Genomic DNA, 19,557 nt, shown 5'->3' on the forward strand with positions numbered 1-19,557 from the left:
GTTAACCCCGGGGCACTGGAAGGCTCAGGCCGCCTTCGCATGGCCGGAAAGCACCCGGTCGCGCAGCCACGATCCCACCGCGCAACCGGCCAAATAGAGGGCGAACATGATGAGGCCGAGGTCGAGCCAATAACCGGCGCGGCCGGGAACCACGCGGGCAAGCGCCGCGGCGACGAGTGCCGCCGCCAGCACCGCCAGCCACCGCGCAAGCGGCTTCGACACGCCCTGGCCGCGATGAACCACGGCGATCCAGCCCATCGCGAACCCCAGCAACAGCGACGCCAGCAACCAGCCCCAATGAAATGTCGCCAGATATGTCATCGCTATTCCTTCACCACGAATTCGATGCGGCGGTTCTGCGCCTTGCCTTCGTCGGTATCATTGGTCGCGACCGGCCGCGCGCTGCCATAGCCGATCGCGGTGAACCTGCCCGCGGGCAATCCGGCCTTCACCAGATACTCCATCACCGCCTGTGCCCGCTTTTCGGACAGCGTCTGGTTGAAGGCATTCTCGCCGTCGCCGTCGGAGTGCCCCCCGATCTCGATATTGGCGGTCGGGCAGCGCAGCGCGGTTTCGATCAGGCGATCGAGCAGGCCGGCGGAATCCGGGTCAAGGTTGGCGCGCCCGGACACGAACCGGATGGTTGCCTTCCCGAGCAATTCCGAAAACAGCTGCTGACACACGGTGGCATCCACGGGGGCTGCCGCAGGCTTCACCGAAATTTCCGCCTTGAGCTGCCAGCCTTGCTGGAAATCCTTGACCAGGTTGCTGCGGATCTGAGCCGGCGCCGTTTCATACAATGCGTCGCCCGAGAGCTTCACCTCGCGGTCAGACACCACCAGCGTACCGGTCGACAGCCGCGACAACGCGCCCAGCGCCGGCACCACGGCGGCGGCGAATCCGGATGGCGCCCCGACGCTGGCCTTGAGATTGTCGACCACCTTCTCGCTGAAGAACTTGCGCGCGGCTGCCGCCACGATCGCCGCGTGGACGCTGTTGTCGGGGACGTAGCCGGTCAGCGTCAGCGTCACCGCGACCGGGTCCTTGTAGGCCTGGAATATATAAGGCGGCGCCTTGATCTCATTGGCGGCCACCGAAAACCCCTCGGGGAGATTTTTCAGGGCGGCCGCGATCGCTTCCCTGCCGCCGAGATCGCGCGCCATCCCGGAAAGGCTAACCTTGGTGTCCGAAATCGTGATCTTGCCGTCCTTCAGTTTCCCGACCTGGTCAAGCAGCAACAGCGCCGCATTGTCGAAACGGGGTGGCGCGCCACGCGACAGGTTCATCTGATCGACCACCTCGACGCCACCGAGAGCTGCGCGGGCCGCCTCCAAGAGCTTGCCCTTGCTCGCCGGCAAGGGCGAACTGCCCGACAGCGTGACCCTGACCACGTCCCGCTCGGCCGACCAGACGAACGGCTTGGCCTCGGGGACCAGGCGGGTTTCATCGTTGACCAGCCGCACGCCCGGCACGGCTTCGACCGCGGCTACCGCGCTGCGACGCCCCTCTTCGGAGAACGCATCCGCCGCAAACGTGACGTCGCGGCCGGCGACCGCTACTCTGCTCTTGTCGAGCACGGTATCCTTAAGGGCGGCGGTACTTCGGGCCGCAAGGTCGGATTCCAGGGGCCCGGTACTCGTCCACGCCGCAATCGCCCAAAACACAACCAGCGGAATCACGCCCGGCCACCATTTGCTGCTCCACCTGAAAAATCCGTGCATTCGCTGTCCCGCGGGACCTTGCGCCCCGTTTTCCGAAGTTCGTGAACTCTCGTGGCGTCCCCTGACACGAACTTCGGAAAACAAAGGGAACTGGCAACACTATGATCCGGTGCTGATTTTCGGATTTGCGCTCCTGACGCGAATTCGCGAAAGCCCATCCGTGCAGCACTGGAAACAGAGAGAAAACAAACCCTTGCGGGGCTGTCAAACCCGAAATGATAGGAAATGGTCAAGCGGACTATACGGCCCGACTAACCGTTTGTTCAGGGGTCTCCCACTAGCTTCAAAAAACCCGTCCAAACCGGTCGACCAGTCCCGATGAAGCAGTTACGCAACCACGTCATCCGCGCCGGACTGGGAGCGCTTTACCTTACCGGCGCACATCATCTGCTCCGTCCGATCTTCGCCGGCATCGGCGCCATCTTCATGCTGCACCATGTCCGTCCGCGCCGCGACGGCGAATTCCAGCCCAATCGTCATCTCGAGGTGGCGCCGGAATTCCTGCGCGCGATGCTGTCGCATCTGCGCTCGCGCGGCGTCGACATCATCACCATGGACGAGTTGCACCGGCGGCTGACCGAACGCGACTTTTCGCGGCGCTTTGCCTGCTTCACCTTCGACGATGGTTATCGCAACAACAGGGATTTCGCGCTTCCGGTGATGCGGGAGTTCGAGGCGCCGTTCACGGTGTATGTCGCCAGCGATTTTGCGCAAGGCGTCGGTCATCTGTGGTGGATCGCGCTGGAAATGGTGATCGCCAGGGCTTCCTCGGTCGAAACCGAGATCGGCGGCGTTGCCACCCGCCTCGACACCTCTACGCCGGCCGCCAAGCAGGCCGCGTTCGACCGTTTGCACGACTGGCTGCGCGCCTTGCCGGGCCGGCATGATCTTGCCCGCGAAATCGGCGCGTTGTGCACGCGTCATGGCGTCGACGAAGCCGCGATCTGCCGCGAGCTGTGCATGTCCTTCGATGAGCTGAAGCGGTTCGCGGATGATCCCCTGATCGGTATCGGCGCGCATTCCGTCACGCATTGCAATCTTGCCAGCCAGCCTGCGGAAGTCGCCGGCCAGGAGATGGCGATGAGCCGCAAGCGGATTGAAGATGTGCTGCAGCGTCCCGTCGTCCATCTGGCCTATCCCTATGGCGACAGGATCGCGGCAGGCCACCGCGAATTCGCGCTGGCGAAGACGGCCGGATTCAACACCGCGGTGACGACGCGGCCGGGCATGCTGTTTCCCGAAAGCGCGGAACACCTGACCGCGCTACCGCGGGTCTCGCTCAACGGCAACTATCAGGACGAGCGTATCCTGCCGGTGCTGACCTCGGGGGCTGCGACCGCGATGTGGAACGGCTTCAGGCGCGTCGACGCGGCGTAGGTTTTATTCTTCGTATCTCTTTCGGCATTCACAAACCTCATCCTGAGGAGCGCACTCTTGTGCGCGTCTCGAAGGATGGGCCGCCTCGTCCTTCGAGACGGCGCTTCGCGCCTCCTCAGGATGAGGGCGGGTCTAAGTTCCCTTCCTTGACTCATCGAATTCCCGCGCCCAGAACCATGGGCAAAATCAGGGAGCACCGCATGTTCAAGGATCTGTTTTCGCTGCAAGGCCGCATTGCACTGGTGACCGGCGGATCACGCGGCATCGGAAAAATGATCGCTGCGGGATTTCTCAGCCAGGGCGCGGCCAGGGTCTACATCACGGCGCGCAAGGCGGCGCCTTGCGAAGCCACCGCGAAAGAACTCACGGCCGAATATGACGGCGAATGCATCGCACTGCCGATCGATATTTCCACCATGACCGGCATCGAGATGCTGGCAGCCGAGATCAAAAAACGCGAACCGCGGCTCGATATTCTCGTCAACAATGCAGGGGCTGCGTGGGGCGCGGATTTCGACGAATTCCCGGAAAGCGGCTGGGACAAGGTCGTGAACCTCAACCTCAAGACGCCATTTTTCCTCACCAAGGCGCTGGCCGCGTCCTTGCGCGCCGCCGCCTCCGCCGAGAGACCCTCGAAAGTGATCAACATCGCCTCCATCGACGGCATCTTCGTCAACCCGCTGGAGACCTACTCCTACGCCGCGAGCAAATCGGGACTCATTCACCTGACACGCCGGATGGCCGCGAAACTGATCCGCGACCACGTCGTGGTGTCGGCGATCGCGCCGGGACCGTTCAAGTCGGACATGAACAAGGCGGCGCGCGACAACGCCGATGAAGTCGCGACGCGCGTGCCGTCGGGACGCATCGGCACCGATGAGGACATGGCGGGGGCCGCGATCTATCTTGCCTCACGCGCCGGAGATTACGTGGTCGGCGCGACCATCGCGGTCGATGGCGGCATCGTCTATGCCAATCCCGGCATTGCGGGCGACGGGTGGGAATAGAGCAATCGGCGTTTTTTCCAGCACCCTCACGGCTCGGGCGGTGGGCTCTCTCCCCCCTTGCGGGGGAGAGTTGGAGAGGGGGTACCACGAACTCCGGCGTATGCGGCCTACCCCCCTCCCTAACCCTCCCCCACAAGGGGGAGGGAACGCATTGAGCGTGCCTCACGTTTCGATCTTCACATATTCGAAGTCGCCCGGCTTGTTGTCGATCCCGACCTTGGGCGGTGAAATCCACGGCGCGAATTCGCCGGCTTCGGTCACCGGCGTCATCAGCGACGCAATGAAATCGCCGTCATCGACCGACGGCAACCATTCATTGCGGCGCCTGTTCCAGGTCGCATCGTCGATCAGCACGCCATCCGGGGTGGCGTGGATATCCTTGAACTCGCCGATCGCGCGGTGGAACGCGACATTGGGCAGCGTCAGCTTGAAGTCGTAGCCGGCCGTCGAGATGATCTTGTTCCAGCGCAACAACCCCTTGACGCAATCCTGGGTGTAATCGTCGCGCAGCCGCATGTTGAGGGCGGTCAGCGCCGGCTCGTCGACCCGCTTGATCTGCCCGTCCACCAGCTTGAGCACCGGATAGGTGTCGTTCTGCAGGCGGTGATCGTCCTTGATCTGGGTCTCGTGGTAGCGGCCCTTGACGCCGGCATTGAAGGCGTTCGCGGCGTTGGTCGAGACTTCCGAGCCGAACAGGTCGAGCGACAGGGTGTAATGCAGGTTCAGCTTCTTCTGGATGGTCGGAAGGTCGATCACGCCGAGTGCACGGACCTTTGCGACATCCGAGGGATCGCTGATCCCGGCGGCGCGCATCGCCTCGCAGGTTCGCTGCACCACGCGGCTGATGCCGGTTTCGCCGACGAACATGTGGTGCGCTTCTTCCGTCAGCATGAAGCGGCAGGTGCGCGACAAGGGATCGAAGCCGGATTGCGCGAGTGAGTGCAATTGCATCTTGCCGTCGCGGTCGGTGAAGTAGGTGAACATGAAGAACGACAGCCAATCCGGCGTCGCCTCGTTGAACGCGCCCAGCATACGGGGGCTGTCGGCATCGCCGGAGCGGCGGCGCAACAGTTCATCGGCCTCCTCGCGGCCGTCGCGACCGAAATATTTCTGCAGCAGGTAGACCATCGCCCAGAGATGGCGGCCTTCCTCGACATTGACCTGGAACAAGTTGCGCAAATCATAGAGTGAGGGCGCGGTCTTGCCGAGATGGCGCTGCTGCTCGACCGAAGCGGGCTCGGTATCGCCCTGGATTACGATCAGGCGGCGCAGCATGGCGCGATGTTCGCCCGGCACTTCCTGCCAGGCCGGCTTGCCTAAATTCTCGCCGAACGGGATGACGCGGTTCTCCTCCTGTGGAGCGAGCAGGATGCCCCAGCGATAGTCCGGCATCTTCACATAGTCGAACTTGGCCCAGCCGCGCGGATCGACCGAATAGGCGGTGCGCAGGTAAACCAGCGATTGCTGGAAACCCTCCGGCCCCATGTCGCCCCACCAGTTCATGTAACCGGGGTGCCATCCTTCCAGTGCCTTGAGCACCTGCCGATCCTCGCTGAGATTCACGTTGTTGGGAATCTTGGTCGAGTAATCGACATTCATGATGTTCACGTTCATGGCGTGCTCCTTTGTCGGTCTCGTTTCCCGGACGCGGTACAGCGCAAAGCGGTGCGCCGCAGAGCCGGGATCGCTTCAGTGATTGGTACCGGTCCCGGTTCTGCAGCGCGTCACAAGCGTGCCGCGCAGCGCCCGGGACACGTTCAAACCCGCGTCATATCGAACTGCGCCTTCTGGCCGGTGCCGTAGCGGCGCAGCGCGCCCTCCTCGCCGACCGCGTTGGGGCGCTGGAAAATCCAGTTCTGCCACGCGGTAAGGCGGGAGAAGATTTTCGATTCCATGGTCTCCGGTCCGACGAAGCGCAGATTGGCTTCCATGCCAGTGAGGCTGTCGGGCGAGAAGCTACAGCGCTCCTCGAAGAACACCCTGATCTCGTCGTCCCAGTCGATATCGTCGAGCGCGAAGGTGATGAGGCCAAGCGCCTCGGCTTCCTCGGCATCGAGGGCGTCGCCGATCCTCCGCTGCGCGCGCGCGACATCTTCGGGCTCTGCCTGAAAGCGCGATTGCAATCGCGTCAAGCCGTGGCTCATCGGATAGGGTCCGAAATTCAGCGCGGACAACTCGATCGTCGGGGGGCTGCGGTTGTCGCCCTGCCGCGAGCCGATCAGCATGTAGGACCGGTCGGCCGCGAATACCAGCTCGGCCAGCGTGCCGGCAAAGCACGAGCCCGGCTCGACCAGCGCCACCAGCGTGCGCGAGGTGACGTCGATGCGCTTGAGCACCCGCTTCCAGTACTGCCTGATCTCGTTGACCAGCCAATGCGCCTTGTTGGCTTCCAGAAAGGCGTCGCAGGCCAGCACATTGGCGCGTTCGCCATGCGACTTGAACACCAGCATCGCGGTTTCGAGCTCGTTGATGCGCAAGTGCAGGATGGCGTCGTCGAGTTCGCGCGCCACCCGCAGCGGCCAGAACGAGGCACCTTGCGCGATCATGCCGTCGATATCGGCGGGCGGCGGCGCGTCCGGCGCCTTGATCGAAATGGTGGCGATGCGCGCCGGTCGGTCGATATCGACGCCGACCAGGCCGTAGCGGATGCCGCTGTCGTCGATGGTGCGGTTCAGCGGCGCCAGCGCAATGCCCTTGCCGCTGCCGTTGCGTTTCGAGGCGGCGGCGAATTCTTTTGAGCACTCGGCGACCCTTGCCTCCAATTTGCTGTTCGGCACGATCTCGTCGACCAGACGCCATGCGACAGCCCGCTTGCCCTTGATGCCTTCCTCGATGGTGCAGAAAAAATCGGCGTGGTCGCGGCGAACCTTGCGCTTGTCGACCACGCGGGTCAGTCCGCCGGTGCCCGGCAACACGGCCAGCAGCGGCACTTCCGGCAGCGCCACCGAGGCTGCGCCATCGTCGGCCAGGATGATGTGATCGGTGGCCAATGCGAGTTCGTAGCCGCCGCCGGCCGCGGTGCCGTTGACGACCGTGATAAAACGCTGCCCGGAATTCTCGGATGAATCCTCCAGGCCATTGCGGGTCTCGTTGGTGAATTTGCAGAAATTGACCTTGTGGGCGTGGGTCGCCCCCGCCAGCATGCGGATGTTGGCGCCGGCGCAGAACACGCGGTTCTTGGCCGATCGCACCACCACCACCTTCACGCCGGGATGCTCGAAGCGCAGCCGCTGCACCGCGTCCGCAAGCTCGATGTCGACGCCGAGATCGTAGGAGTTCAGCTTGAGCTGATAGCCCTCGAACAGCCCGCCATTCTCATCGACGTCCATCGTCAGCGTCGCGACGTCGCCCTCGACATCCAGCTTCCAATGCCGGTAGCGCGACGGATCGGTCTGAAAATCGATGAAGCTGGCGCCGCCAGCGAGAATGCGATCTTCACCGGCCATGGACCATCCCTGTGCGAGGTTTTGGGTTCACCTGTCTGATATGCACAATAATGCATGTTTTGACCGAGGTCCAGAGGCTTTTGGACCACAGAATCTGCATTTTGCTTCATGCTCGGCCAATCGAGCCGATCGCCACCCAGTCGGCCTTGGACAACGTCGTCTGCGCCAGTTTAGCCTGCAAGAGTGCGGCGAGCGCGGCCGTCGGGAAGCTATCGGCAAACCCGTCGCCGGCAGCGGTCGCCTTGCGCGCGCCCAGCGCATCGACCTCTGCCAGCGCCTCGCCCAGCAGCCGCGTGGCGGCGCGGGGCTTTTGCATCCGGAGCTTCAAATTGGCGCTGGCGATCTGGATGCAGGCCCGCAGCAGGATCCGTTCGCGCCCGCCCTGCGGCGCCGCCGCCCACACCGCTTGCAGCACCTCCTGCGATTCCCAGAAATATCCGGCGTCGTTGAGCGCAATCCCGTAACGCAGCGCCGGATGCCGCGCGGGAACGAAGTCGCGAAAGCGCGACGGCACCAGGGCCTTGGCCTGCCACAGCGTCTCGTGATCGGCTTCAGCGTCGGCGGTTTCGCCGGGCACATAGGCCCAGCCGGGCAGCGGCAGGTTGACCGCGCTGGAAGAAGAAATGCTCATTGGCGCAATGCCACGACCAATAATTTAGGCGGCTCGGCCTGCCGAGCCTTCATGGAAATACAAAATTCGTTCAGCAAATTCCGTAATCAAATGAAGCGTCGTCTCCGGTGCGTCGCGATGCGGCGAATGTCCGGCCCCCGGAATGATCGTCACATCAACCGGACAGTAGCACTCTTCCCCGGCGATCTCGATCTGGCGAATTGTCCCATACTGGTCGTCGGCGTCCTGCAGGATGGCCACCGGCACGCGAATATAGGCGAGATATTCGGAAATATCCCAGTTGCGAAATTTCGGATCGAGCCAGGCATCGCTCCAGCCGTAGAACGTGTTGTCGACATTACTGTGCCAGCGCGCGAGCTTTGGCTTGAGACCTGCGGTCTCATAGGCTTTCCTGGTGTCCGCGATCGCGGCAATCCCCATGTCTTCGACGATGAAATGCGGCGCGATCATCACCACGCCGCGCACGCGGTGATCGGCGGCACCACCGGCGTAAATCGCCGCGATCGAGGCGCCGTCCGAATGCCCGAGCAGGAGCCCGCGACGGAAGCCGATCTTGTCGAGCAGATCGGGCAGGATTTCGAGCGCCTCGATGCTCATATAGTCGAGCGGACGCGGCAGTGCTGCGGGACTCGAGGCGCCATAGCCCGCACGTGAATAGACGAAGACGCCCGCGCCGGTCGCTTGCTGCAACCGGTCCGGAAAATCCCCCCACAGCGCCGCCGAGCCCAGGCCTTCATGCAGCATGACGATGGTCGGCGCGTCAGCGGGCGTGGGCCCGATCATACGGTATTCGAGATCGGCGGCGCCGATCCGCAAGGTGCCGGAGGGGTTTAGGGCGGTCATGTAGGCCGCGCTCCTTGCGGCACGACGCACTCGGCCCTCTCCCCCCTTGCGGGGGAGAGCTGGAGAGGGGGGTAGCCACGAGCACCGTCGTTGCGGCTTACCCCCCTCCCTAACCCTCCCCCGCAAGGGGGGAGGGAACGAAAGAACGCCGTCCAGCGGACGATGGATGAAATGATACGAGCGAGAATGTTCGTAGCAACCACGTATCTACCGCGCTCCATCCCGCAGTTTGAACCTTTGGATCTTTCCGGTCGCGGTTTTCGGCAAGGCATCGACGACCTCGATCCAGCGCGGATATTTCCAGACCCCGATCTTCTGCTGGACGTGCTCTTTCAGCGCTTCCTGCAAGCCCTGGGTTTTCGCATCCGCGCGCAACACCACGAACGCCTTGGGCTTCAAAAGTCCTTCCGGATCGGCTTCGGGCACCACGGCGGCTTCCAGCACCGCCGGATGGGTGATCAGCGCGCTCTCGACCTCGAACGGCGATACCCAGATGCCGGACACCTTGAACATGTCGTCGCTGCGGCCGCAGAAGGTATAGCGTCCTTCGGCATCGCGAACGTATTTGTCGCCGGTCCGGGTCCAGTGGCCCTCGAAGGTGCGGCGGCTCTTGCTGCGCTGGTTCCAGTAGCCTTCGCCGGCCGAGGGCGCATCGACCAGCAGTTCGCCGACCTCGCCATCGGACACCTCGGCGCCGGCCTCGTTGACCAGCCGCACCTTGTAGCCCGGCACCGGGCGGCCGGATGTGCCGTATTTGATATCATCAGGCGAATTCGACAGAAAGATATGCAACAACTCGGTCGAGCCGACGCCGTCGAGAATATCGACGCCGAAGCGCGCCTTCCAGGCATTGCCGACCGACTCCGGCAACGCTTCGCCCGCCGAGGTGCAGATCCGCAGCCGTGTGCCGCCGCGCTCGTGCTTGAGCGCCTCATCGTGCAGCATCGCCGAGAATAGCGTCGGCACGCCGAAGAAAATGCTGGGATTGTACTTGTTCATCAGCGCGAACATGGTCGCCGGCGTCGGACGCTCCGAATTGAGCACGGTGGTGGCGCCGACCGACATCGGAAACGTCAGCGCATTGCCGAGGCCGTAGGCGAAAAACAGTTTCGCGGCCGAGAGGCAAACGTCGTCCTCGCGAATCCCGAGCACTTGGCTGGCATAGGTCTCCGCGGTCGCGGCGAGATTGGAATGCAGATGCCGCACCCCCTTGGGCATGCCGGTCGAGCCTGACGAATACAGCCAGAACGCCGGCTCGTCGGCATGGGTCGGCACGGTCACGAAGCTGTCGCTCTCGCCGGCGAGTTCATCGGACAATTTCTTGAAGCCATGCGCGTCGTTGCCGCAAACGACGACATGATCGAGGTCGGACAACCGCCCGACCATGTCCTTGACCACCGGCAGCAGCGCCTCGGAAATGAACAGCACCCGTGCGCGGCAATCCGCCAGCACATAGGCGTATTGATCCGAAGTCAAAAGCGTATTGAGCGGCACCGGCACGATGCCGGCGCGGATCGCGCCCAGGAACACCGCCGGAAAATCCGTCGTGTCGAGCATGATCATCGCGACGCGCTCCTCGCGGCGGACGCCGAGGCGGCGCAGCATGTTGGCGACGCGGCGGCTCTGCTTCTGCAGATCGCCATAGGTCAGCTCGGAGACGGTATCGGTGAAGGCCAGTTTGCTGGCCCGGCCCTCATCGACATTGCGGTCGAGCAGCCAGGTCACGGCATTGTAGGAACCGGTGTCGCTCACGCCACGTCCCTCAAGCCCAGTCTCTTAAGCATAAGCACGCCACGACGCTTCTCCCTGATTTTTTAAGAATTATAATTCATAGAAAGGCACCATGCGCGCTTGCTGTCAATCCTCTTCGGCATTATGATTCCTAGAGTTGGCTTCCAGTCTTTGTTTGACGCGTTTTCTTCCCGCGAACCGGCGCCCGCCCCCGGATCAAGTCCGAGGGCATGCTTGGCTCGAAAACGCTATCTAGGCGCGCGCGCTTCGCACGAGGATCATGACCCAGGATAGCGATCCCGAAACCGGCTTTCTCGAACAGCTCGGCCAACGTGTCCGCACCATGCGCGCGCTGCGCGGCATGTCGCGCAAGGTGCTCGCCAAGGTCTCCGGCATTTCCGAACGCTATATCGCGCAACTTGAAAGCGGCAAGGGCAACGTCTCGATCGTACTGCTGCGCCGGGTCTCGAACGCGATGGGCGCGCATCTCGAGGACCTCATCCCCGCCACCGAGCCGGCGCCGGACTGGGCCGTGATCCGCGATCTCCTGCGGAAAGCCTCGCCGAACCAGATCGCGCAGGCCAAGGATATTCTCGCCGGTCAGGGCGGCGCGGCGCGGCGCGGCATATCGTTTGCCGGCATCGCCCTGATCGGCTTGCGCGGCGCCGGCAAGTCGACGCTCGGCAAGATGCTCGCCAAAAAAATCGGCTGGAGTTTCGTCGAACTCAACAAGGAAATCGAGGCGCAGAACGGCCTGTCGGTCGCCGAGATCATCGCGCTCTATGGCCAGGAAGGTTTCCGGCGCATGGAGCAGGCCGCGCTCGGACAATTGCTGGCGCGCAAGGAATTGACGGTGCTGGCCACCGGCGGCGGCATCGTCTCCGAGCCCTTGACCTTCGACCTGATTTTATCCTCGTTCTACACGATCTGGCTGAAGGCCGAACCGGAAGAACATATGGCGCGGGTGCGCCGCCAGGGCGATCTGCGCCCGATGGCCGACGACCGCTCGGCGATGGCGGAATTGCGCACCATCCTGAAGAGCCGCGAGCCGCTCTACGCCCGCGCCGCCGCCGTGGTCGACACCGCGGGGCTCAGCGTGGATGCAGCAGCCGCACGCCTGATCGACGCGGTGGCGCCGGTGCTGCAAAACGAGTCGCGGATGTTCGCGCGGGGCTGAGCCTGGGATCCGCTGATTTTCGGATTTCCTGATTTCTGCACCTCGCGCTTTTTTGCTATTCGCGATACTCCTCAGCCATGAAACTGCTGTTCCTGCATGGCGCGCCGGCGGCCGGCAAACTGACGGTCGCCAAAGCCGTGCTCGGAACGGTGCCGGGGCGGCTGTTCGACAATCATGCGGCGATCGACCTGGCACGCACGGTGTTTGACTTCGGCGCGCCCGGGTTCTGGATGCTGGTGCATAACGTCAGGTGCGCGGCGCTCGACGCCGCCGCGGCGCACGGCGTTTCGCTTGTGGTCACCACCTTCTGCTATGCGGAGCCGGACGATCGCCCGCAATATGAGGATTTCGAAGCGATCATGCGACGGCGCGGCGGCGAATTGCTGCCGGTGTTCCTGCACTGCTCCCGCGAGGAGGCCATTCGCAGGATCGGCAATCCCGACCGCGTCGAGCGCCGGAAGATGACGTCGGCGGAAGCCCTGCTCAGAGACCTCGAGCTTTACAACCTTTCGCCGCTGCCGCGGGCCGACTGCCTCAGGCTGGATACCGAAGTGAGATCGGCGGAAGCGACCGCGCGCGAGATCGTCAGCCACTTTGGCCTATAGCGCCCAAGCGGCCGGCAAGGAATCCGCTTGCCCTGAACCGCCAGCCTAGTAATTTGATTTCAAATAACTTTTGAGCGCGCCACCGCGAGAGGACGCGACCGCCATGATGAGCCAGGAACAAAACGACCTGATCACCCGCACGGGACCCAAAGACGCGTGCGGGAAATTGATGCGGATGTACTGGCAGCCGGCGGCGCTGGTCGACGAACTGGGGGGGACGCGGCCGGTGCGACCGGTCAAATTGCTCGGCGAAGATCTGGTGCTGTTTCGCGACGAAGCGGGACATTACGGCCTGATCGAGCGGCACTGCGCGCATCGCGGCGCCGACCTTGCGTTCGGGCGGCTGGAAAACGGCGGCCTGCGCTGCGCCTTCCATGGCTGGCTGTTCGACGCCTCGGGCCAATGCCTGGAAACCCCGGCCGAGCCGAAGGATTCGCAACTCTGCAAGGGCGTCAGGCAGCGCGCCTATCCCGTGGTGGAAAGAAGCGGGATCCTCTGGGCGTATCTCGGCGAGGGCGAGCCGCCGGCCTTTGCCGAGATCGATTGTTTTGTGGCGCCCGCCAGCCACACCTTCGCCTTCAAGGGCCACATCAACTGCAACTGGCTGCAGGCGCTCGAGGTCGGCATCGACCCGTCGCATGCTTCGTTCCTGCATCGCTTCTTCGAGGACGAGGATACCTCAGGCGGGTACGGCCGCCAGTTCCGTGGTGCGTCGGCCGGCACGGATTTGCCGATGACAAAGATCCTGCGCGAATATGACCGGCCCATCATCAATGTCGAGCACACCGAATACGGGTTGCGGCTGGTCGCGCTGCGCGAGATCGACGACGAGCGCACCCATGTGCGCGTGACCAATCAATTGTTCCCGCATGGCTTCGTCATCCCCATGAGCACGGAGATGACGATCACGCAGTGGCACGTGCCGATCGATGACGAGAACTGCTACTGGTACGCGATCTTCACCTCCTATTCGACGCCGGTCGACAAGAACAAGATGCGCGACCAGCGCCTCGAACTCTACGAGCTGCCGGATTATCGCTCGCGCAAGAACAAGGCCAACGATTACGGGTTCGATCCGCACGAGCAGGCGAGTTCGACCTATACCGGCATGGGCAATGACATCAACGTGCACGACCAGTGGGCGGTGGAATCGATGGGTGCGATCCAGGACCGCACCCGCGAGCACCTCGGCACCGCCGACAAGGCGATCGTGCAGTATCGCCGCCTGCTGCGGCAGGAAATCGAAAAGGTCGCAGGCGGCCAGAAGCCGTTCATGTTCCTCGACGCCGCGCATGCCAAGAGCATCCAGGGGCCGGCGGCGATGGATGGTATCGGGCCGACGCGGGGTTGGGAAACCTTTTGGATGGAAGTCGACGTCAAGCGCCGCCGCGGCGCGCCGTGGGCCGCACCTGTGCCGCAGGAGATCGCCGACAAGATGCCTCATCTGAGAGCGGTCAAGTGATCGCATCTCTTCGTCATTGCGAGCGCAGCGAAGCAATCCATCGTCTGTCATTCCGGGGCGATGCGCAGCATCGAACCCGGAATCTCGAGATTCCGGGTCTGGTGCTGACGCACCATCCCGGAATGACGGCAGCTCCGAGGGAGTGACGCGTTGAGTTTTGTCAGGCGTCACGGTCTCTGGTCCGACCAGCAGAAGGAAGCCGCAGTTCGTCTTGCGCGCATCGTCGAGGAACAGAAGCTCGAAGTCATCCGGCTGTCGTTTCCCGATCAGCACGGCATCCTGCGCGGCAAGACGCTGGTGGCGGGAGAGGCGCTGGCCTCATTGGAAAGCGGCTGCACCATCACCACCACGATGTTCGCCAAGGATACCGCGCATCGCACGGTATTTCCGGTCTTCACCTCCGGCGGCGGTTTCGGGATGCGGGAGATGGAGGGCGCCGCCGATGTGCTGATGGTGCCGGACCCCACAAGCTTTCGCGTGCTGCCATGGGCGCCCGCCACCGGCTGGCTGCTCTGCGATGTGTATTTTGCCGACGGGCGGCCGGTGCCGTTCGCAACCCGCCATCTCTACAAGTCCGTGCTCACGAAGCTTGAGCAGCGCGGCTACGATTTCGTCGCCGGGTTAGAGGTTGAATTCCACATCTTCAAACTCGAAGATGCAAAAATGTCGCCCGAGGACGCCGGCCAACCGGGCCAGCCTCCCGACGTCAGCCTGCTGTCGCACGGCTATCAATATCTGACCGAACAGCGCTATGACCAGATGGAGCCGGTGCTGGAGATCGTGCGCCGAGATATCCTGGCGCTCGGCCTGCCGCTGCGATCGATCGAGGTCGAGTTCGGCCCGAGCCAGTGCGAATTCACGTTCAAGCCGACCAAGGGGCTTGAGCCCGCCGACACCATGGTGCTGTTCCGCAGCGCGGTGAAGCAGATCTGCCAGCGCCACGGCTATCACGCGACCTTCATGTGCCGCCCCAAGCTGCCGAACGCGTTCGCGTCCGGCTGGCATCTGCATCAATCGATCGTCGCGCGCGCCGGCGGCGAGAACGCGTTCATGAACAAGGGTGGCAACGAGGTGTTGAGCGCGTTCGGCCGTCATTATCTCGCAGGCCTGCTGCAGCACGCTCGCGCTTCGGCCGTGTTCACGACTCCGACCATCAACGGTTACAAGCGCTATCGGTCCTATTCGCTGGCGCCGGACCGCGCGATCTGGGGTAAGGATAATCGCGGCGTGATGGTGCGCGTGCTCGGCGCGCCCGACGATCCCGCGACAAGGCTGGAAAACCGCATCGGCGAGCCCGCCGCCAACCCCTATCTGTACATGGCCTCGCAGATTCTGTCGGGCCTTGACGGCGTCGACCGCGCGCTCGATCCCGGCCCCTCCGCGGACACGCCGTATGAGACGCAGGCTGCGCTGCTGCCGAAGACGCTGCGCGAAGCGGTCGATGCGCTGAAGGACGACCAGTTCTTCCGCGACGCGCTCGGCGCCGGCTTTGTCGACTATTACACCCACATCAAGAACGCCGAGATCGAGCGCTTCCAGGCCGAAGTGTCGGACTGGGAGCAGCGCGAATATTTCGAGATGTTTTGAGAGTTATGATTCCCGTCATTCTGCGGCGGTGCCAATGACGCCTTCGCAATAGCGAAGAGAAGCGCTCCGGCCCTCGCGAACAGCACGCGTGGGCGGTGCAGCATGCGGTGACTAGCGGGGATAAGTGTACCGCGGGCCGCGCCTCCAATTCACGTTCAGGTGTTGAGCGATTAGTGAGATCAGGAGGATCAGTCCTTACCGAGGTCAGACATGTTCGCACGCCCCCGAGATTTGGCGGACCGGATGTTTGCCGCTCCGCAGCCGAAGACCTTCACGCTGCCTGTTGAAGCAGCTCGCCTGAAAGCCCGCGAAATCCTCGGTCGATTTCCGCAGGCCGGGTACATGGCTGTGGTCGAAAACTGGCGACAGCTTCCCGACGGTCAGATCGAATTCACGATGCGGCACCTTCCGGCTGCGGACCGATAAGCTCGTCGGGATTCGCCCAACGCCGTCAAATCCCCAGATACCGATGCTGCAGATCGGGCTCGGCGATCAGCTGCGCCGACGTGCCGCTCCACACCGCCCTGCCCCGCTCGATGATGTAGTGCCGGTCGGCAATGCGGGTGAGATTTTCCACGTTCTTGTCGATCACCAGCACCGACTGGCCGCGTGCCTTGAGCATCGACAGGCAGTTCCAGATTTCCTCGCGGATCAGCGGCGCCAGCCCCTCGGTGGCCTCGTCCAGGATCAATAGCCGCGGGTTGGTCATCAGCGCGCGCCCCACCGCCAGCATCTGCTGCTCGCCGCCGGAAAGCTGGTTACCCATGTTGTTGCCGCGCTCGGCGAGCCGCGGGAACAGCGCGTGGATCTTGTCCAGCGTCCACGGATCGGCGCTGCCCAGCCGGTTGGCGGAGGCCGCGACCAGATTTTCGCGCACGGTGAGGTTTGGAAAAATCTGGCGGCCCTCGGGGACGAGGCCAATGCCAAGTTGCGCAATCCGAAACGAGGCAAGCCCGCGCACGTCATGTCCGCTGAAGCGGATCGTGCCTGATCGCGCCGGCGTCAATCCCAGGATGGAGCGGATAGTCGTGGTTTTTCCCATGCCGTTGCGGCCCATCAGGGCCACCATCTCGCCCGGAAGAATCTGCAGCGATAGGCCGAACAGCACCTGGCTCAGGCCATAGCAGGTCTCTATACCCTCGACTTCGAGCAAAGGCGCGGCTTCAGCCATGGCGGGTCACCACGTGCTGGTCGCCGAGATAGGCGCGCCTGACCTCTTCATTGCTGCGGATCGCCGCCGGCACGTCGGAGGCGATGACACGTCCATAGACCAGGACAGTGATGCGGTCGGCCAGCGCGAACACCGCGTCCATATCATGCTCGACCAGGATGATGGTGACCTCCCGGCGCAGCTCCGAAAGCAGCTTCACCATGCGCGCCGATTCCGTGGCGCCAAGGCCAGCCATCGGTTCGTCGAGCAGCAGCAATTGCGGCTTCGTCGCAAGCGCGACCGCGAGTTCAAGCTCGCGCTGTTCGCCATGACTCAATTTCGACACCACGACATCGGCGCGATGTTCGAGCCTGACCCTGGCGAGCGCGGAGCGCGCCGCCTCGCGGAGGTGCTTTTCCTTGCGGGCATTGCCCCAGAACCGAAACGAGTGACCGTCGCGGGCCTGCGCCGCCAGCGCGACATTGTCGGAAGCAGTGAAGTCCGGCAGCAGTGAGGTGATCTGGAACGAGCGCGCCAGCCCGAGCTGGCTGCGCCGCCACGCCGGCAGTTGGGTGATGTCCTGACCGGCAAAACCGATGGTGCCGGCGCTCGGACGCAATTGTCCCGTCAACTGGCTGATCAGTGTGGTCTTGCCGGCGCCGTTCGGCCCGATGATGGCGTGCAATTCGCCGCGGCTGACATCGAGCGAGAGCTTGTCGGTCGCGACGATCCCGCCGAACCGCCGCACCAGATTTTCAACGCGAAGCAATGGTTCAGCCACGGGTAAGCCTCCCGACCAGCCCCATGATGCCGCCGCGCCCGAACAACACGATCAGCAACAACAGCGGGCCCATGATGAGCGCCCAGTATTCCGTGACCTGCGACAGGAATTCTTCCAGCACCAGATAGACGATCGCGCCCAGCACCGGACCGAACAGCGAGCCCATGCCGCCGAGGATGACCATCACCATCAGATCGCCGGAGCGGGTCCAGTACATCACGGCCGGGCTGATGAAGTCGGTATTGTTGGCGAGCAGTGCACCGGCGAGGCCGCACAGCATGCCGGCGATGACAAAGCAAACCAGCCGGTACCGGTTAACCGGAAATCCGATCGCCTGCATGCGCTGCTCGTTGGAGCGCAGCCCCTGAACCACCAGGCCGAAACGCGAATTGACGATGCGCGACACCAGATAGATTCCGCCGAACAGGCAGCCGAGGCAGAGATAATAAAACTGCACGCGGCTCGACAGGTTGATCAGGCCGCCGAAATTGCTGCGCTTGTAGATCGTCAACCCGTCGTCGCCGCCGTAGCGTGCCAGTCCCGAGGCGACGTAATAGGCCATCTGGGCAAACGCCAGCGTAATCATGATGAAATAGACGCCGCGGGTCCGTAACGACAGCGCCCCGATCACCAGCGCGAACAGCGCAGAGCAGGCAATCGCCACTGGCCATTGAACGAAACCGGAGCCGATGCCCTCAGCGGCTAGAATGCCGACAGCGTAGCCGCCGATCCCGAGATAGGCGGCATGCCCAAAACTCATCATCCCGCCATAGCCCATGATGAGATTGAGGCTGACCGCGGCGAGCGCGAAGATGACGATGCGGGTGAACAGCGTCAGCACGAAGACGTTGCCGCTGAGCTGGGAATAGACCGGAAGCAACAAAAGCCCGGCGATAATCAGCACCGCGATCGCGTTGCGGGAATTGAATGAAGCGGTCATCGACGGTTGGCCGGAAACAGCCCCTCTGGCCTGACCACCAGCACAATCGCCATCAGCAGATAGATCAGCATCGAGGAGAGCGCGGGCGCCGCGGTCGAGGCCGCGGCCGAACTCAGGATCTGCCGCAGCAAATCGGGCAGGAAGGCCCGACCGAGCGTGTCGATCATCCCGACCAGGATCGCGGCCACGAACGCGCCGCGGATCGAGCCGATCCCGCCGATCACGATGATGACGAAGGCGAGAATGAGGATGTTCTCGCCCATCCCGATCTGAACCGTCAGGATCGGCGCCTGCATCAGCCCGGCGAGACCGGCAAGGGCTGCCCCAAGCCCGAATACCAGCGTGTAGAGCAGCTTGATATTGATGCCGAGCGCCCCGATCATCTCCCGGTTGGATGCGCCGGCGCGGATCAGCATGCCGATGCGGGTTCGCATCACGACGATGTAGAGCATCAGCGCGACCGCGAGCGCAACCACGATGATCGCGAGCCGGTACGCGGGATAGAATACGCCGGGCACGATCTGGATCGGCACCGTGAGCCAGCCGGGCAGCGGCAGCGCCAGACCGGCCGGGCCCCAGATCAAGCGCACCGCGTCGTTGAAAAACAGGATCAAGCCGAACGTCGCCAGCACGTGGTCGAGATGATCGCGGCCATAGAGATGCCGCAGCGCCACCAGTTCCAGCACGATGCCGAGCACAAGCGTCGCGCCAAGCGCCAGCAGCACGCCGATGATGAAATTCCCGGTCCAGGCGACGAAGGTCGCCGCGAAATAGGCGCCCATCATGTACAGCGAGCCGTGCGCGAGGTTGACGAGGTCCATGATGCCGAACACCAGCGTCAACCCCGCCGCCAGCAGAAACAGCAGCAGGCCAAACTGCAGCCCGTTCAGGAATTGTTCGACGACAAGCAGCATGGGTACTCTAGATCGCCTTTCGGTTGAGACACATCATCATCGGGCATCCAAGGCGCCTCATGGTTCGAGACGCGGGGCTACGCCGCGCTCCTCACCACGAGGATCTGCAGGACCTCATCCGTGGGGAGCATCGTACCGCGATGCGTTGCGAAGGATGAAGCCACCGTTCTGAAATCATCACTGAA

At 63.3% G+C, this 19,557-nt stretch carries 18 protein-coding genes; 7 read left to right on the forward strand and 11 right to left on the reverse strand.

The genetic code is table 11. From position 1 onward, the window contains the following. Nucleotides 1-24 precede the first annotated feature (24 nt). Together E8A46_RS05065 and E8A46_RS05070 are read right to left on the reverse strand one after the other, a co-directional pair. Nucleotides 25-321 carry a hypothetical protein gene (locus E8A46_RS05065; protein ID WP_291558299.1) on the reverse strand — a complete coding sequence of 99 codons (297 nt, stop codon included), beginning with the start codon at nt 319-321 and terminating at the stop codon, nt 25-27. Between the two features lie 2 nt (nt 322-323). Further along, nucleotides 324-1,721: an OmpA family protein gene (locus E8A46_RS05070; protein WP_291558301.1), complete on the reverse strand. Its 1,398-nt coding sequence runs from the start codon at nt 1,719-1,721 to the stop codon at nt 324-326. A gap of 318 nt (nt 1,722-2,039) precedes the next feature. On the opposite strand from E8A46_RS05070, the gene E8A46_RS05075 reads away from it, so the two are divergent. Together E8A46_RS05075 and E8A46_RS05080 are read left to right on the forward strand one after the other, a co-directional pair. Then, nucleotides 2,040-3,098, forward strand: coding sequence for a polysaccharide deacetylase family protein (locus E8A46_RS05075; protein WP_291558303.1), 1,059 nt, complete (start codon nt 2,040-2,042; stop codon nt 3,096-3,098). A gap of 200 nt (nt 3,099-3,298) precedes the next feature. Then, entirely contained in the window at nt 3,299-4,105 is an 807-nt protein-coding gene (locus E8A46_RS05080; RefSeq protein ID WP_291558305.1) for an SDR family oxidoreductase, read from the forward strand. A 162-nt stretch (nt 4,106-4,267) separates the two neighbouring features. Here the strand turns inward: E8A46_RS05080 and boxB are convergent, their stop codons facing one another. The 5 genes from boxB to E8A46_RS05105 all read right to left on the reverse strand — a co-directional run bounded on the left by boxB (nt 4,268) and on the right by E8A46_RS05105 (nt 10,777). Further along, nucleotides 4,268-5,719 carry a benzoyl-CoA 2,3-epoxidase subunit BoxB gene (gene boxB, locus E8A46_RS05085; protein ID WP_291558307.1) on the reverse strand — a complete coding sequence of 484 codons (1,452 nt, stop codon included), beginning with the start codon at nt 5,717-5,719 and terminating at the stop codon, nt 4,268-4,270. Between the two features lie 143 nt (nt 5,720-5,862). After that, nucleotides 5,863-7,551 carry a 2,3-epoxybenzoyl-CoA dihydrolase gene (gene boxC, locus E8A46_RS05090; protein ID WP_291558308.1) on the reverse strand — a complete coding sequence of 563 codons (1,689 nt, stop codon included), beginning with the start codon at nt 7,549-7,551 and terminating at the stop codon, nt 5,863-5,865. Between the two features lie 106 nt (nt 7,552-7,657). Further along, nucleotides 7,658-8,182 (reverse strand): DUF309 domain-containing protein, encoded by a 525-nt coding sequence (locus tag E8A46_RS05095; RefSeq protein WP_291558310.1) that lies wholly within the window; start codon nt 8,180-8,182, stop codon nt 7,658-7,660. Between the two features lie 24 nt (nt 8,183-8,206). Further along, on the reverse strand, nt 8,207-9,025 hold the full coding sequence (locus E8A46_RS05100; RefSeq protein ID WP_291558312.1) for an alpha/beta hydrolase: 819 nt from the start codon (nt 9,023-9,025) through the stop codon (nt 8,207-8,209). A 207-nt stretch (nt 9,026-9,232) separates the two neighbouring features. Further along, a complete protein-coding gene (locus tag E8A46_RS05105) occupies nt 9,233-10,777 on the reverse strand; it encodes a benzoate-CoA ligase family protein (protein WP_291558314.1) in 1,545 nt (514 codons plus the stop codon). A 259-nt stretch (nt 10,778-11,036) separates the two neighbouring features. Here E8A46_RS05105 and E8A46_RS05110 point away from each other — a divergent pair, with 259 nt between their 5' ends. The 5 genes from E8A46_RS05110 to E8A46_RS05130 all read left to right on the forward strand — a co-directional run bounded on the left by E8A46_RS05110 (nt 11,037) and on the right by E8A46_RS05130 (nt 16,013). After that, nucleotides 11,037-11,933, forward strand: coding sequence for a helix-turn-helix transcriptional regulator (locus tag E8A46_RS05110; protein WP_291558316.1), 897 nt, complete (start codon nt 11,037-11,039; stop codon nt 11,931-11,933). Nucleotides 11,934-12,010: 77 nt separating this feature from the next. Further along, a complete protein-coding gene (locus E8A46_RS05115) occupies nt 12,011-12,538 on the forward strand; it encodes a hypothetical protein (protein WP_291558319.1) in 528 nt (175 codons plus the stop codon). 103 nt (nt 12,539-12,641) lie between these two features. Next, on the forward strand, nt 12,642-14,000 hold the full coding sequence (locus tag E8A46_RS05120) for an aromatic ring-hydroxylating dioxygenase subunit alpha (protein WP_291558321.1): 1,359 nt from the start codon (nt 12,642-12,644) through the stop codon (nt 13,998-14,000). Between the two features lie 150 nt (nt 14,001-14,150). Then, nucleotides 14,151-15,587 (forward strand): glutamine synthetase family protein, encoded by a 1,437-nt coding sequence (locus E8A46_RS05125; protein WP_291558323.1) that lies wholly within the window; start codon nt 14,151-14,153, stop codon nt 15,585-15,587. A gap of 210 nt (nt 15,588-15,797) precedes the next feature. Further along, complete coding sequence (locus E8A46_RS05130; RefSeq protein ID WP_291558325.1) at nt 15,798-16,013, forward strand: hypothetical protein; 216 nt, start codon at nt 15,798-15,800, stop codon at nt 16,011-16,013. A gap of 25 nt (nt 16,014-16,038) precedes the next feature. On the opposite strand, the gene E8A46_RS05135 is transcribed toward E8A46_RS05130, so the two are convergent. From E8A46_RS05135 to E8A46_RS05150, 4 genes are read right to left on the reverse strand one after another with little or no spacing between them, the layout of a single operon-like run. Further along, nucleotides 16,039-16,758: an ABC transporter ATP-binding protein gene (locus E8A46_RS05135; RefSeq protein ID WP_291558326.1), complete on the reverse strand. Its 720-nt coding sequence runs from the start codon at nt 16,756-16,758 to the stop codon at nt 16,039-16,041. Then, a complete protein-coding gene (locus E8A46_RS05140; RefSeq protein ID WP_291558328.1) occupies nt 16,751-17,518 on the reverse strand; it encodes an ABC transporter ATP-binding protein in 768 nt (255 codons plus the stop codon). Before E8A46_RS05140 ends, E8A46_RS05135 begins: the two co-directional genes overlap by 8 nt. Beyond that, the gene (locus tag E8A46_RS05145) at nt 17,511-18,458 is read right to left on the reverse strand and encodes a branched-chain amino acid ABC transporter permease (RefSeq protein WP_291558330.1); all 948 of its coding nucleotides are present in this window, start codon (nt 18,456-18,458) and stop codon (nt 17,511-17,513) included. The genes E8A46_RS05140 and E8A46_RS05145 overlap by 8 nt, the downstream gene beginning before the upstream one ends. Further along, nucleotides 18,455-19,372, reverse strand: a complete 918-nt coding sequence (locus tag E8A46_RS05150) for a branched-chain amino acid ABC transporter permease (protein ID WP_291558332.1) — start codon at nt 19,370-19,372, stop codon at nt 18,455-18,457. The genes E8A46_RS05145 and E8A46_RS05150 overlap by 4 nt, the downstream gene beginning before the upstream one ends. Nucleotides 19,373-19,557 lie beyond the last annotated feature (185 nt).

Origin of the sequence: Bradyrhizobium sp. (assembly GCF_004799445.1) — a bacterium.
Classification (GTDB): domain Bacteria; phylum Pseudomonadota; class Alphaproteobacteria; order Rhizobiales; family Xanthobacteraceae; genus Bradyrhizobium.